15 protein-coding genes are annotated in these 12,166 nt (G+C 70.1%); 11 read left to right on the top strand and 4 right to left on the bottom strand.

The window, feature by feature from the left end; all coding sequences use genetic code 11:
• The first annotated feature begins 12 nt into the window (after positions 1–12).
• From ODJ79_RS23790 to ODJ79_RS23780, 3 genes are read left to right on the top strand one after another with little or no spacing between them, the layout of a single operon-like run.
• Complete coding sequence (locus ODJ79_RS23790) at positions 13–891, top strand: 3'(2'),5'-bisphosphate nucleotidase CysQ (protein ID WP_263025761.1); 879 nt, start codon at positions 13–15, stop codon at positions 889–891.
• A gap of 52 nt (positions 892–943) precedes the next feature.
• The gene (gene cysD / locus ODJ79_RS23785) at positions 944–1,855 is read left to right on the top strand and encodes a sulfate adenylyltransferase subunit CysD (protein ID WP_263025760.1); all 912 of its coding nucleotides are present in this window, start codon (positions 944–946) and stop codon (positions 1,853–1,855) included.
• On the top strand, positions 1,855–3,153 hold the full coding sequence (locus tag ODJ79_RS23780; RefSeq protein WP_263025759.1) for a sulfate adenylyltransferase subunit 1: 1,299 nt from the start codon (positions 1,855–1,857) through the stop codon (positions 3,151–3,153). Before cysD ends, ODJ79_RS23780 begins: the two co-directional genes overlap by 1 nt.
• Before the next feature lie 51 nt (positions 3,154–3,204).
• Here the strand turns inward: ODJ79_RS23780 and ODJ79_RS23775 are convergent, their stop codons facing one another.
• Genes ODJ79_RS23775 through galE form a run of 3 tightly spaced genes read right to left on the bottom strand, consistent with a single transcriptional unit; the run spans position 3,205 to position 5,535 of the window.
• The gene (locus tag ODJ79_RS23775; RefSeq protein WP_263025758.1) at positions 3,205–3,405 is read right to left on the bottom strand and encodes a hypothetical protein; all 201 of its coding nucleotides are present in this window, start codon (positions 3,403–3,405) and stop codon (positions 3,205–3,207) included.
• A gap of 28 nt (positions 3,406–3,433) precedes the next feature.
• Complete coding sequence (gene galK / locus ODJ79_RS23770; RefSeq protein ID WP_263025757.1) at positions 3,434–4,564, bottom strand: galactokinase; 1,131 nt, start codon at positions 4,562–4,564, stop codon at positions 3,434–3,436.
• Positions 4,561–5,535, bottom strand: a complete 975-nt coding sequence (galE, locus tag ODJ79_RS23765) for a UDP-glucose 4-epimerase GalE (protein WP_263025756.1) — start codon at positions 5,533–5,535, stop codon at positions 4,561–4,563. Before galE ends, galK begins: the two co-directional genes overlap by 4 nt.
• Before the next feature lie 193 nt (positions 5,536–5,728).
• Between galE and trpS the strand changes: the two genes are divergently transcribed.
• From trpS to ODJ79_RS23740, 5 genes are read left to right on the top strand one after another with little or no spacing between them, the layout of a single operon-like run.
• Positions 5,729–6,751 (top strand): tryptophan--tRNA ligase, encoded by a 1,023-nt coding sequence (gene trpS / locus ODJ79_RS23760; protein ID WP_263025755.1) that lies wholly within the window; start codon positions 5,729–5,731, stop codon positions 6,749–6,751.
• 6 nt (positions 6,752–6,757) lie between these two features.
• The gene (locus ODJ79_RS23755) at positions 6,758–7,282 is read left to right on the top strand and encodes a 2'-5' RNA ligase family protein (RefSeq protein ID WP_263025754.1); all 525 of its coding nucleotides are present in this window, start codon (positions 6,758–6,760) and stop codon (positions 7,280–7,282) included.
• A gap of 35 nt (positions 7,283–7,317) precedes the next feature.
• Positions 7,318–7,479 carry a hypothetical protein gene (locus ODJ79_RS23750; protein ID WP_263025753.1) on the top strand — a complete coding sequence of 54 codons (162 nt, stop codon included), beginning with the start codon at positions 7,318–7,320 and terminating at the stop codon, positions 7,477–7,479.
• On the top strand, positions 7,476–8,387 hold the full coding sequence (locus tag ODJ79_RS23745; RefSeq protein WP_263025752.1) for a YihY/virulence factor BrkB family protein: 912 nt from the start codon (positions 7,476–7,478) through the stop codon (positions 8,385–8,387). The genes ODJ79_RS23750 and ODJ79_RS23745 overlap by 4 nt, the downstream gene beginning before the upstream one ends.
• 7 nt (positions 8,388–8,394) lie before the next feature.
• Positions 8,395–8,787, top strand: a complete 393-nt coding sequence (locus tag ODJ79_RS23740; RefSeq protein WP_263025751.1) for a hypothetical protein — start codon at positions 8,395–8,397, stop codon at positions 8,785–8,787.
• Here ODJ79_RS23740 and ODJ79_RS23735 read toward each other — a convergent pair.
• Positions 8,784–9,371, bottom strand: a complete 588-nt coding sequence (locus ODJ79_RS23735) for a TetR/AcrR family transcriptional regulator (RefSeq protein ID WP_263025750.1) — start codon at positions 9,369–9,371, stop codon at positions 8,784–8,786. The genes ODJ79_RS23740 and ODJ79_RS23735 overlap by 4 nt on opposite strands.
• A 99-nt stretch (positions 9,372–9,470) precedes the next feature.
• Here ODJ79_RS23735 and ODJ79_RS23730 point away from each other — a divergent pair, with 99 nt between their 5' ends.
• From ODJ79_RS23730 to ODJ79_RS23720, 3 genes are all read left to right on the top strand, one after another.
• Positions 9,471–10,484 (top strand): hypothetical protein, encoded by a 1,014-nt coding sequence (locus tag ODJ79_RS23730; RefSeq protein ID WP_263025749.1) that lies wholly within the window; start codon positions 9,471–9,473, stop codon positions 10,482–10,484.
• 12 nt (positions 10,485–10,496) lie between these two features.
• Positions 10,497–10,769, top strand: a complete 273-nt coding sequence (locus ODJ79_RS23725) for an SCO4848 family membrane protein (protein ID WP_263025748.1) — start codon at positions 10,497–10,499, stop codon at positions 10,767–10,769.
• 197 nt (positions 10,770–10,966) lie between these two features.
• The gene (locus ODJ79_RS23720; protein ID WP_263025747.1) at positions 10,967–12,061 is read left to right on the top strand and encodes a BMP family protein; all 1,095 of its coding nucleotides are present in this window, start codon (positions 10,967–10,969) and stop codon (positions 12,059–12,061) included.
• The last annotated feature ends 105 nt before the right edge of the window (positions 12,062–12,166 follow it).

The raw sequence follows: 12,166 nt of genomic DNA, 5'->3' as shown, positions 1-12,166 counted from the left end.
GGGAGCTCCTACATGACCAGCGAGCGGACATCGACGCCGGCGAGCCTCGTGACCCAGCGTGACGAGGCCGGGACGCCCCCGGTGATCGACGCGGCCTTCGCCCGCTGGCTGGCCGAGCGGGCCGGCCACCTTTTGCTCTCGGTGCGGGCGGAGGTCGGGTACGCGGACGCGAAGGCCCTCAAGACCGCCGGTGACCGCGCCGCGCACGATCTGCTGCGCACCGAGCTCGCCCGCTGGCGGCCGGCCGACGCGGTCCTCTCCGAGGAGGACGACCACGCCCGCGTGGCCTGGGAGGAAGGCGAGCCGGCCGCCCGCCCGGAGCGACTCGAGTCGAGCCGGGTCTGGATCGTCGACCCGCTGGACGGCACCCGCGAGTTCTCCGAGGAGGGCCGTACCGACTGGGCCGTGCACGTGGCGCTCTGGACCGCGGACTCGTCGAGCCCGGGCCGCCTGGCCGCGGGCGCCGTGGCGATGCCGGCCCAGCACCGGACGATCGCCACCGACCAGCCCCCGGCGTACCCGCCGATGCCGCTCGGCGACGGGCAGGCGCTGCGGATCGCGGCCAGCCGCACCCGCCCGCCGGGGTTCGTGGTGGCGCTCGCCGAGGAGCTCGGCGCCGAGCTGGTGCCGATGGGCTCGGCCGGTGTGAAGATCGCCGCGGTGATCAGCGGGGAGGCCGACGCGTACGTGCACGCGGGCGGCCAGTACGAGTGGGACTCCGCCGCGCCGGTAGCTGTGGCGCTGGCCACCGGTCTGCACGCTAGCCGAATCGACGGTTCTGCGCTGAAATACAACGAGGCCGATCCCAAGTTGCCGGACCTTGTGGTGTGCCGTAAGGATCTCGCTCCTCGGTTGCTTGCAGCGTTGCAGCGCCACCTTCCGTCACAATGACGGTTCAAGCAGTGCAACACGGCCGCAAACCCCGGAAAGGTCGGGAAACCGTATGAGCCAGACAGGGCACTACCGCGTTTCGCATCTGGATGCTCTCGAAGCCGAGAGCATCTTCGTCATGCGCGAGGTGATGGCCGAGTTCGAGCGCCCGGTCCTGCTCTTCTCCGGCGGCAAGGACTCGATCGTGATGCTCCGGCTGGCCGAGAAGGCGTTCGCCCCGGCCCGCATCCCGTTCCCGGTGATGCACGTCGACACCGGGCACAACTTCGCCGAGGTGCTGGAGTTCCGGGACAGCCGGGTGGCCGCGCTCGGGCTCAACCTGGTGGTCGCCAGCGTGCAGGAGGCGATCGACACCGGTCTGGTGCGCGAGCTGCCGGACGGCACCCGCAACCGGATCCAGACCCCGGTGCTGCTCAACGCGGTCGAGAAGTACCGCTTCGACGCGCTCTTCGGCGGCGCCCGGCGGGACGAGGAGAAGGCTCGGGCCAAGGAGCGGATGTTCAGCTTCCGCGACGAGTTCGGCCAGTGGGACCCGAAGAACCAGCGGCCCGAGCTGTGGGCGCTGTACAACGGCCGGCACCACGCGGGCGAGTCGATCCGGGTCTTCCCGCTGTCCAACTGGACCGAGCTGGACGTGTGGCACTACATCGCCCGCGAGCAGATTCCGCTGCCCAGCATCTACTACGCGCACGACCGGGAGGTCGTCGAGCGCGATGGCATGTTCTACGCGATCAACGAGTTCATCCGGCTGCGCGACGGCGAGACCAGTTCTGTCAAGACCGTGCGCTACCGGACGGTCGGCGACGCGTCGCAGACCGCCGCGGTGCTCTCCGAGGCGGACACCGTGGAGAAGGTGATCGCCGAGGTCGCGGCCACCCGGATCACCGAGCGCGGCGCCACCCGGGGCGACGACAAGGTCAGCGAGGCAGCGATGGAAGACCGCAAGCGAGAGGGCTACTTCTGATGAGCCAGGCCGTGCTGGAGACCGAGACCGCGCCTTCGCAGCGGATGGACCTGCTGCGGTTCGCGACTGCGGGCAGCGTCGACGACGGCAAGTCCACGCTGATCGGGCGGCTCCTCTACGACACCAAGTCGATCTTCGCGGACCAGCTCGACGCGGTCGAGGCGGTCAGCGCCGCGCGCGGCGACGAGTACACCAACCTCGCGCTGCTCACCGACGGCCTGCGCGCCGAGCGCGAGCAGGGCATCACGATCGACGTCGCGTACCGGTACTTCGCCACGCCGCGGCGCAAGTTCATCATCGCCGACACCCCGGGGCACATTCAGTACACCCGGAACATGGTCACCGGCGCCTCCACCGCCGACCTGGCGCTGATCCTGGTCGACGCGCGCAAGGGCCTGGTCGAGCAGTCCCGCCGGCACGCCTTCCTGACCAGCCTGCTGCGGGTGCCGCACCTGGTGCTCTGTGTCAACAAGATGGACCTGGTCGACTGGGACAAGGCGGTCTACGACCGGATCGCCGACGAGTTCACCTCGTTCGCGGCGAAGCTCGAGATCACCGACCTGACGATCATCCCGGTCTCCGCGCTCAACGGCGACAACATCGCCTCCCGCTCGGAGAACAGCCCCTGGTACGAGGGCCCGTCGCTGCTGCACCACCTCGAGCACGTGCACATCGCCTCCGACCGCAACCTGGTCGACGTGCGCTTCCCGGTGCAGTACGTGATCCGCCCGCAGTCCACCACGGTCACCGACTACCGCGGCTACGCCGGCCAGGTCGCCTCCGGCGTGCTCAAGCCCGGCGACGAGGTGATGGTCCTGCCGTCCGGCCTGCACAGCACGATCGCCGGCATCGACACCGCCGACGGCCCGGTTGCCGAGGCGTTTCCGCCGATGTCGGTCACCGTCCGGTTGGCCGACGAGATCGACATCTCCCGCGGCGACATGATCTGCCGGCCGCACAACGCGCCGGCGGTGGCGCAGGACATCGAGGCGATGGTCTGCTGGATGGACGAGACGGCGCCGCTGCGGATCGGCGGGAAGTACGCCATCAAGCACACCACCCGGACCGCCCGCACGGTGGTCCGCGGCCTGCAGTACCGGCTCGACGTGAACACGCTGCACCGGGACGAGAACGCCGGGGAGCTTCAGCTCAACGAGATCGGCCGGATCCGGCTGCGCACCACCGTGCCGCTGCTCGCCGACGAGTACCGCCGCAACCGCACCACCGGCGGCTTCATCCTGGTCGACGAGAGCACCAACCGCACGGTCGGCGCCGGCATGATCATCGAGGCCCAGTAGGAGTAGCGCGCGCCTAGAGGGTCGTGGGGAGCCATCCCCACGCCGCCAGTCCTATTCGTCCTCGTCGTGGCGGTGTTCGGTGGCGTCTTCGATAGCGTGCGTGATCGCGCCGGTCAGGTCGCCGGACGGGACCGCGATGCTCTCGCCGTCGACGTCCTCCGCCTTGCGGTGATCCGGCTCCGGCTGGGGCGCGGTGGCCCCGCCGGAGAAGCCGAACTCGTTGGGCTGGTCGGTTTCCCGCTCGCTCGTCATGCTGCGTGATTACCCGCGGCGGGGGTTTTCAAAGCCTGGTCGCACCCGGGCCCGCGGTGGCGATCCAGCAGGTGGGGGCGGTAAAACCCGGTTTCGCGTACGCGTGCGCCACCGCCTCGGTGACGGCCGCCGCCCGGTCCGCGTCGATCAGGGCCAGCACGCAGCCGCCGAAGCCGCCCCCGGTCATCCGCGCCCCGTAGGCGCCCGCCGCGAGCGCCGCCTCCACCGCCACGTCGATCTGCGGCACGGTGATCTCGAAGTCGTCCCGCATGGACGCGTGCGACGCGGTCAGCAGCGGCCCGATCTCGCGGACCCGGCCCGCCTCGAGCAGCGCGACCGTGTCGAGCACCCGCTGGTTCTCGGTGACGATGTGCCGCACCCGGCGGCGCATCACCTCGTCGTCCAGCCGGGCCAGCGCGTCGGCCAGCCCGTCGAGCGGCACGTCGCGCAGGGCGGGCACGCCCAGCAGGTGCGCCGCCTCCTCGCAGGACTTGCGGCGGGCGCCGTACTCGCCGTCGACGTGCTGGTGCGGGGCGTTGCTGTTGATCACCAGGATCGCCAGGCCGGCGGCGGCCAGATCGAACGGGATCTGCTTGATCTCGTACGAGCGGCAGTCCAGGAACAGCGCGCGGCCGGCCTGGCAGCGGATCGACGCGGACTGGTCGAGGATGCCGGTGGGCGCGCCGACGTAGACGTTCTCGGCGCGCTGGGCCAGCGCCGGGCGCCGGTCCAGCGGCAGGTCCAGGCCGCCCAGCTCGACCAACGCGGTGAGCACCGACGACTCCAGGGCGGCCGAGGAGGACAGGCCGGAGCCGACCGGCACTTCGGAGTCGAGCGCGATGCGCGCGCCCGGCACGTCGAAGCCCGCGTCCCGCAGCGCCCAGACGATGCCGGCCACGTACGCCGCCCAGCCGGTCACCTCGCCGGGCTCGGTCGCCCCGAACGAGACGCACTCGCCCTCGAAGGTGGAGCAGACCGTCCATTCCCCCGTAGGGGCGGGGCCGACCGCGGCGATCGTGCGCTGCGGCAGCGCGAAGGGCAGCACGAAGCCCTCGTTGTAGTCGGTGTGCTCGCCGATCAGGTTGACCCGCCCGGGCGCCGCCCACAGGCCGGCCGGTTCGGCGCCGAACTCCTTGCGGAACAGGGCAGCGGCGTTCATGCCACGTGCGCGCGGTAGAAGGTCCAAGCGTCGCCGATCATGGCCTGCAGCGTCGGCTTCTGCGGGACCCAGCCGAGCTCGGCGCGGGCCTTCGCGGACGAGGCGACGAGGGTGGCCGGGTCGCCCTCGCGGCGCGGCGCGATCTCGGCCGGCAGCTCGGCGCCGGTCACCTCGCGGGCCACCTCGACGACCTCTTTGTTCGAGAAGCCGTTGCCGTTGCCCAGGTTGTAGATGCGGTGCTCGCCCGGGGTGGCCGCGTCCAGCGCCAGCAGGTGCGCGCGAGCCAGGTCTTCCACGTGGATGTAGTCGCGTACGCAGGTGCCGTCCGCGGTCGGGTAGTCGTCGCCGAACAGCTGGAGCTTGGCCCGCTTGCCCGCCGCCGCCTGCAACGCGATCGGGATCAGGTGAGTCTCCGGGTCGTGCCGCTCGCCGATCTCGTAGCCGTCGCGGATGTACGCGCCGGCCACGTTGAAGTAGCGCAGCGACACCGCGGCCAGCTTGTGCGCGTACGCCTCCGAGGTGATGGCGTGGTCGAAGGTCAGCTTCGTCGCGCCGTACGTGTTGGTCGGTGCCTTCGCGGCCGACTCGGTGATCGGCAGCTCGACCGGGTTGCCGTAGACCGCCGCCGTGGACGAGAAGATCAGCCGTGGCACCCGGGCGGCGCGCACCGCGTCCAGCAGCGCCAGCGACTTCACCACGTTCTCGTGCCAGTACAGTTCCGGCTTGACCATCGACTCGCCGGCCGCGATCAGGCCGGCGAAGTGCAGCACCGCGTCGAACCCGGCCTCCGGGGTGAGCACGTCGGCGGCGTCGCGGATGTCCTTCTCCACGAAGGTGGCATCCGGGGCGACGGCCTCGCGGAAGCCGGTGACGAGATTGTCGAGCACGACGACCTCGTGCCCGGCGTCCAGCAGAAGACGGCTGGTGACGCTGCCGACGTAGCCGGCGCCCCCGGTGACGAGCAGTTTCACGTGGTCTCAGGCCTCTCGAGATCGTTTATCAAGAATTGCGCAGTAGGCTGTCTTTCCAGAAGTCTTGCTCGGAATCGATCACGAGTCAACAAGAATGAACATAGACTTTCATGTGATCGCGCTGGGCAGCCGTCACGTGGCGAGCGGTGGGGGCGTTGGCCATCGCGTAACCCCGACTGACAGAATGGCGCTCATGTCCGACGTCGCCCGCCGACCCCGCGTGCTCTCCGGCATCCAGCCGACCGCCGACTCGTTCCACCTCGGCAATTATCTGGGCGCGGTCCGCAACTGGGTGGCGATGCAGGACACCCACGACGCCTTCTACTGCGTGGTCGATCTGCACGCGATCACCATGGGGCACGACCCGGCCACCCTGCGCAACCGCACCCGCATCTCGGCTGCCCAGCTGCTCGCCGTCGGCCTCGACCCCGAGCGCTGCACGCTGTTCGTCCAGTCGCACGTGCCCGAGCACGCCCAGCTCGGCTGGGTGCTCAGCTGCATCACCGGCTTCGGCGAGGCCGGCCGCATGGTCCAGTTCAAGGACAAGTCGGCCAAGGCCGCCGACTCGACCACCGTCGGCCTGTTCACCTATCCGATCCTGCAGGCCGCCGACATCCTGCTCTACCAGGCCGACCAGGTCCCGGTGGGCGAGGACCAGCGGCAGCATCTCGAGCTCACCCGCGACCTCGCCCAGCGGTTCAACACCAGGTTCGGGCGTACGTTCACGGTCCCGTCGGCGCACATCGTGCGGGACACTGCCAAGATCACCGACCTGCAGGACCCGACGGCCAAGATGTCCAAGTCGGCGTCCTCGCCGAACGGCATCATCGAGCTGCTGGAAGACCCGGCCCGCTCGGCCAAGAAGATCAGGTCCGCGGTCACCGACACCGGTCGCGAGATCCTCTACGACGAGGAGAACAAGCCCGGCGTGAGCAACCTGCTCACCATCTATGCCGCGCTGACCAACCGGGCCATCGACGAGCTGCTCGAGATGTACGAGGGCCAGGGCTACGGCGACCTGAAGAAGGATCTCGCCGAGATCGTCGTCGACTTCGTGCAGCCGATTCAGGAGCGCACCCGTGCCTACCTGGAGGACCCGGGCTACCTCGACAAGGTGCTCGCGGTCGGCGCCGAGAAGGCTCGCGCGGTCTCCGCGGTGACGCTGGCCGCGGCGTACGAGAACGTGGGTTTCCTCCGTCCGGCCCGCGAGGCCTGACTCGACGTGGCCGCGGACACCACGCGGATCGGCGTCGCGATCGACATTCCGGAGCCCTGGGGCGCCCGGCTCACCGCCCGGCGCGCCGAGGCCGGCGACCCGCAGGCCGCCTACACGCCGGCCCACGTCACGCTGCTCGGTCCCACCGAGGTCGCCACCGCCGCGCTGCCCGCGATCGAGCGCCACCTGGAGAAGGTCGCGGCCGCCCAGCAGCCGTTCATCATCCACCTGCGCGGCACCGGCACGTTCCGGCCGGTCACCGAGGTGGTGTTCGTGACCCTCGCGGTCGGCATCAGCGAGTGCGAGCTGCTGGCCGAGGCGATCACGAGCTCCGACGACATCGACCGGGACGCCCGGTTCCCCTACCACCCGCACGTCACCGTCGCCCAGGACGTGCCGGCCGAGCAGCTCGACGCCGTCTTCGAGGACCTGGCCGGCTTCTCGGTGAAGTTCGACGTCACCTCGTTCACGCTGTTCTCGCACGGCGGCGAGGGCCCCTGGCGCCCGCGCCGCGACTTCCCGCTGGGCTGAGTTTCCCGCGTGACGATTCGGGTTACTGTGCGCCCGTGAATCGGGTACTGCCCGCGATTGCCCCGCCGATGAGGAGGCAGCCGATTTTCGCCGCCGCGGGGTTTGCGGTGACGGAAATCGACTTCCTCCTCATCGACCTGAAAGGGGCGATCGCCCAGCGGAGCGAAGCGGAGCCGGCCAGTAGGGTGCGGCCGTGAACCCGATCGATCGCGCGTACGACGCTACCGAGGCGCGCATCATGCGGTTGCGGGTCCGGTCCCGGTACTTCGACCACTTCAGTCGGGCGCTGCTGCGCTACTGGGACGTGCAGGGCGGACGGCTGGCCGCGGCGATCGCGTACTACGGGTTCTTCGCGATCTTCGCGCTGCTGCTGATCGGCTACTCGATCTTCGGCATCCTGCTCACCAACAACACCGAGCTCTACGACGTCGTGCACGACTTCCTCGCCCAGAACCTGCCCTTTCTTGACGTGCAGGCGATCCTGTCCAGCGGCAAGACCGTGGGCATCATCGGCATCATCGGCCTGACCTTCACCGGCATCGGCTGGGTCGAGGCGATCCGCTCCTCGCAGCGGCTCATCTGGCGGATTCCCGAGCAGCCCGGCTACATCGGCGTACGGCAGGCGCTCGACCTGCTCGTGCTGATCGGCATCCTGGTGCTGCTCGCCCTCTCCCAGCTCGCCGTCTACGGGCTGGAGAAGGTGACCAACTGGCTCGCCGACGGGTTCGTCCAGTCCATGGTCGAGTGGATCCTCACCGTCGCGGTCAACATGGTGTTCGCGGCCGCCCTGCTGGTGGCGGTGCCCCGGCTGCGGATGACGGTGCGCCGACTGATCCCGCCGGTGCTGCAGGTCGGCATCGGCATCACGCTGCTCAACACCGTCGGCAGGTCGTTCGTCGCCCTGGTGCAGCGCAACCCCGCGTACGGCCTGGTCGGCTCGGCCGTCGGGGTGCTCGTCTACCTTTACGTCTTCAACCAGCTGCTGTTGTTCGGCGCGGCCTGGGCGGCGACCAGCCCGCACGGCCGCGTGGTCGACCTGTCAGCTGACGATAAAACTGCCCCCGTGGGACAAAATACCTGGATTCGGCACAGCCGCCCGGAATGATGTCCCCGTGGGCACACTCCTCACACTCGACCTGCCGGCCGACTCGCCGGTGGCCGACCTCCCCTGGGTCATCACGATCGGCTCGCTGGGCGACGAGGAGGACTGGGAGCCGATCGTCTGCGGGCCCTACGAGCGGGCGCACGCCCTCGCGCTTGCCCAGGCCGTGGTGGCCGACGAGGACCTGATGGCGGTGGTCGAGCCGCTGCTGCCCCGGCCGGACGCCGAGGCGATCCGCGACGAGATCGAACTGGCCCGGGCCGCGGCGGACGAGCCGGTGGGCGCGCCGTCCGGCGCCGGCGACGACGACTACGAGACCCGCCGGGTACGTCGCGGGCGCGCCCCGACCGAGGCCGAGGTCCGGGCCGGCTGGGCCCGGATCGCCGCGAGGCTGGTCGGTTAGCGGCGGTCGAGCAGCGTGCGCACGCCGATCAGGTAGGTCTCCTTGTCGGGGACGCCGGTGAGCAGGCGTTGCAGCGCATAGCCCGGCAGGAACCCGTAGCAGACCGCGGTGGTGGCGTCGACGTCCGTCGCCGGCGGGAGCTCGCCGCTCTCGACCGCGTGCGCGACCAGCACCCGCATGCTCGCGCGCAGCGACTCGTACCGCTCCTTGACGATCGCGCCGATCGCCGGGTCGAGCGTGGCCTCTGCCCAGACCTGCAGCGCGATCGGCAGCATGCCGCCCGGGCCCAACTCGGCCTCGACGAACCCGAGGATCAGCGACAGCGAGTCGAGCAGCGGCAGTCGGCGGCCCGCGACCTCGTCGATGTGCTGCTGGACGCCGCCCACCACGGTTTCCGCGATGGCCGCGATGATCTCGTTTTTCGACTTGAAGTACCGGTAGACCGCGCCCACCGACAGGCCGGCCTCCTGGATCAGATCCTGCATGGACGTGGTGTGCAGGCCCTTGCTCAGGAAGCAGACCCGGGCGGCGGCCAGGATCTGCTCGCGGCGGGCGGTGAGGTGTTCCTCGGAGACGCGTGGCACGCCCCTCATTGTAAAACGAACGCTCGTTCTTGACTCGATCTCGTGGGTGGGTTCATGCTGGGCGCATAAAGAACGAGCATTCGTTTTAGGAGAGTCGAGATGCGTCCCAAGCCGCTGACCCTGGGCGTGCTCATCGCGATCGCGGTGGTCGCCGGGCAGGCCCTGCTCATTCCGCTGTTCGCCGCGCCCGCCGCCAATCTGGCGCCGCGCGACCTGCCGCTCGCGGTGGCCGGTCCGCCGCAGCTGGCCGCTCAGCTCGAGGCCCAGCACCCGGGGGCCTTCGAGATCACCCAGGTGGCCGATCCGGCGGCCGCCGACCTCAAGATCAAAGACCGGGCGGTGTACGGGGCGATCGTGGTCACCGCCTCCGGGCCCGAGGTGCACGTCGCCTCCGCCGCCAGCCCGACCGTGGCGCGGCTGCTCACCCAGGCCGCGGCCGGCCTCGGCGCGACGGCCCCGCCGACCGGTAGTCCAGGCTCGGGCGGCGGCACAGTGCCTGTGCGCGACGTCGTTCCGGTCGATCCGGACGACCCGCTCGGCGCCGGGTTCGGGGCCGGCTTCCTGCCGCTGGCCATCACCAGCCTGCTCGCCGGCGTGCTGGTCTACTTCCTGGTGCCGCGCCGGGGCGCCCGGCTCGCCGCGCTGGTCACCTTCGGCGCGCTGGCCGGCCTGGCCGGGGCCGCCGTGCAGGTCGAGTGGCTGGGCATCCTGCCCGACCACTACCTCGCCGTGGCCGGTTCGCTCGGGCTGTTCGCGCTGGCCGTCTCGGCGGCGATGACCGGGCTCGCCGCGCTGGCCGGCCGGGCCGGTCTGGCGCTCGGGGCGGTGGTGATGTTCCTGGTCGGCAACGCGCTCTCCGGCATCGCCGCGGCTCCCGAACTGCTGCCCCAGCCGTGGGGCGCGGTCGGGCAGTGGCTGCCGATCGGGGCCGGCGGGACGCTGTTGCGGTCGGCGGCCTACTTCGACGGGCACGGTGGGCGCCTCGCGGTGACCGTGCTCAGCGCGTACGCCATCGGGGGTTTGATCCTGGTGTTGATCGGCCGCGACCGGATCGCGGGCCGGACCGAGGTGGTGCCGGTCGAGGCCGCCCCGGAGCTGGCCGGCGCGCATTGAGATAGTGGACGGATGGTGCTTTCGCGGCGGTGGGCGGTCTTCCTGACGGCGGTCGGGGTCTGGACCTGGGTGATCTGGCCCCGGTTCGGGCTGGCGATCTACAAGGACGACCGCTCGTTCGCCGACGGGCGGCCGACCTCGTTCCTGATCGTGCACGCGGTGCTGATCGCGGCGTCGCTGGCGATCGGCACGACGGTCGGCGTGCTGGGCGTCCGCGCCTGGCTGGCGACTCGCCGGACGGCCGAAGAATCCGTGGTCACGGGCGTTTCCGGGCCGCAAGATTAACGGCATGTTACGCAATTGACCGGCAAATTGCTGGTCAGATCGACCTAAACTGCCGTTCAAAGTGATCTACGGTTGCGGCCATATAACGGTGCGCCAACAGTCCGGGGCAAACCTCCGCCACCATTCTGGCCTGCGGCTACGCTCCCCAACTTGAAGACTCACCGACGCGTGTCGGTGTGCGTGGGAAGGAGGGCGTCTTGCGCCCAGTACGTGGGAAGCGGATCCTTGCGGTTCTCGCGGTGGGTGGGCTGACGCTCACTGCCGCCGCTTGTGGCAAGGCCCCGGACGAGACCCCCAGCGGTGGCGCCAGCACGGCCGCCGCCGCCGCATATAAGGCCTGCATGGTGACCGACACCGGCGGCATCGACGACAAGTCGTTCAACGCTTCCGCGTGGGCCGGTATGCAGGCCGCCAAGACCCAGGCCGCCAACGTCGACCCGAGCTACGTGGCGTCGACCGCCGAGGCCGACTACGAGCCCAACCTGCGCGGCTTCGTCACCAAGAAGTGCAACTTCATCCTCTCGGTCGGCGGCCTCATGGGCGACGCCACCAAGAAGGTGTCGGACGAGAACACGAGCTCGCAGTTCGCGATCGTCGACTCGGGCAGCACCGGTCCGAACGTCTACCCGATGCAGTTCGCCACCGACCAGGCCGCGTTCCTCGCCGGCTACCTGGCCGCGGGCTACTCGAAGTCGGGCACCGTCGCGACCTTCGGCGGCAAGAAGATCCCGCCGGTCACCGTCTTCATGGACGGGTTCGTCGACGGCGTGGCGTACTACAACCAGGCCAAGGGCAAGAGCGTCAAGGTCCTCGGCTGGGACAAGGCCAAGCAGACCGGCAGCTTCACCGACGACTTCGCCAACCCGGCCAAGGGCAAGGCGCTGGCCAACACGCAGGTCGGCCAGGGCGCTGACGTCATTCTGCCGGTCGCCGGCGGCACCGGCCTCGGCGCGGCCGAGGTGGCCCAGGGCTCCGGCGGCAAGGTCTCGATCATCTGGGTCGACCAGGACGGCTGCAAGAGCGCCGCGCAGTACTGCAACGTCTTCCTGAGCACCGTCGTCAAGAACATCACCGACGCCGTGCAGAAGGCGGTCGTCACCGGCGCCAGCGGCCAGCCGCTCGCCGCGACCCCGGGCTACCTGGGCACGCTGGAGAACAACGGCGTCCAGCTGGCGCCGTACAACCAGTTCGACAGCAAGGTCGACGCCGGGCTCAAGTCCGAGGTCGAGAAGCTGAAGGCGGACATCATCTCGGGCAAGGTCAAGGTCGAGTCGCCGAACGCCCCCAAGTGAGTCGGCAGTAGGTAACATCCAGGCCGCCGCTCGGCTGCGAGAATCCCTCGCAGCCGCGCGGCGGTTCCCGTTGCACCACCAGGAGTAAGAGGGCAGGAGATTCCG

The sequence above is a fragment of the Actinoplanes sp. KI2 genome, assembly GCF_025630775.1.
Classification (GTDB): Bacteria; Actinomycetota; Actinomycetes; order Mycobacteriales; family Micromonosporaceae; genus Actinoplanes.
Note: the sequence above shows the minus strand (reverse complement) of the source record. Positions and strands in the feature narration are given on the sequence as shown.

What these genes read in the sequence shown, in the direction of transcription:
- ODJ79_RS23790 (WP_263025761.1), top strand. Translation starts at nt 13, where the DNA reads ATGACCAGCGAGCGGACATCGACGCCGGCGAGCCTCGTGACCCAGCGT.
- cysD (WP_263025760.1), top strand. Translation starts at nt 944, where the DNA reads ATGAGCCAGACAGGGCACTACCGCGTTTCGCATCTGGATGCTCTCGAA.
- ODJ79_RS23780 (WP_263025759.1), top strand. Translation starts at nt 1,855, where the DNA reads ATGAGCCAGGCCGTGCTGGAGACCGAGACCGCGCCTTCGCAGCGGATG.
- ODJ79_RS23775 (WP_263025758.1), bottom strand. Translation starts at nt 3,405, where the DNA reads ATGACGAGCGAGCGGGAAACCGACCAGCCCAACGAGTTCGGCTTCTCC.
- galK (WP_263025757.1), bottom strand. Translation starts at nt 4,564, where the DNA reads ATGAACGCCGCTGCCCTGTTCCGCAAGGAGTTCGGCGCCGAACCGGCC.
- trpS (WP_263025755.1), top strand. Translation starts at nt 5,729, where the DNA reads ATGTCCGACGTCGCCCGCCGACCCCGCGTGCTCTCCGGCATCCAGCCG.
- ODJ79_RS23730 (WP_263025749.1), top strand. Translation starts at nt 9,471, where the DNA reads ATGCGTCCCAAGCCGCTGACCCTGGGCGTGCTCATCGCGATCGCGGTG.
- ODJ79_RS23725 (WP_263025748.1), top strand. Translation starts at nt 10,497, where the DNA reads ATGGTGCTTTCGCGGCGGTGGGCGGTCTTCCTGACGGCGGTCGGGGTC.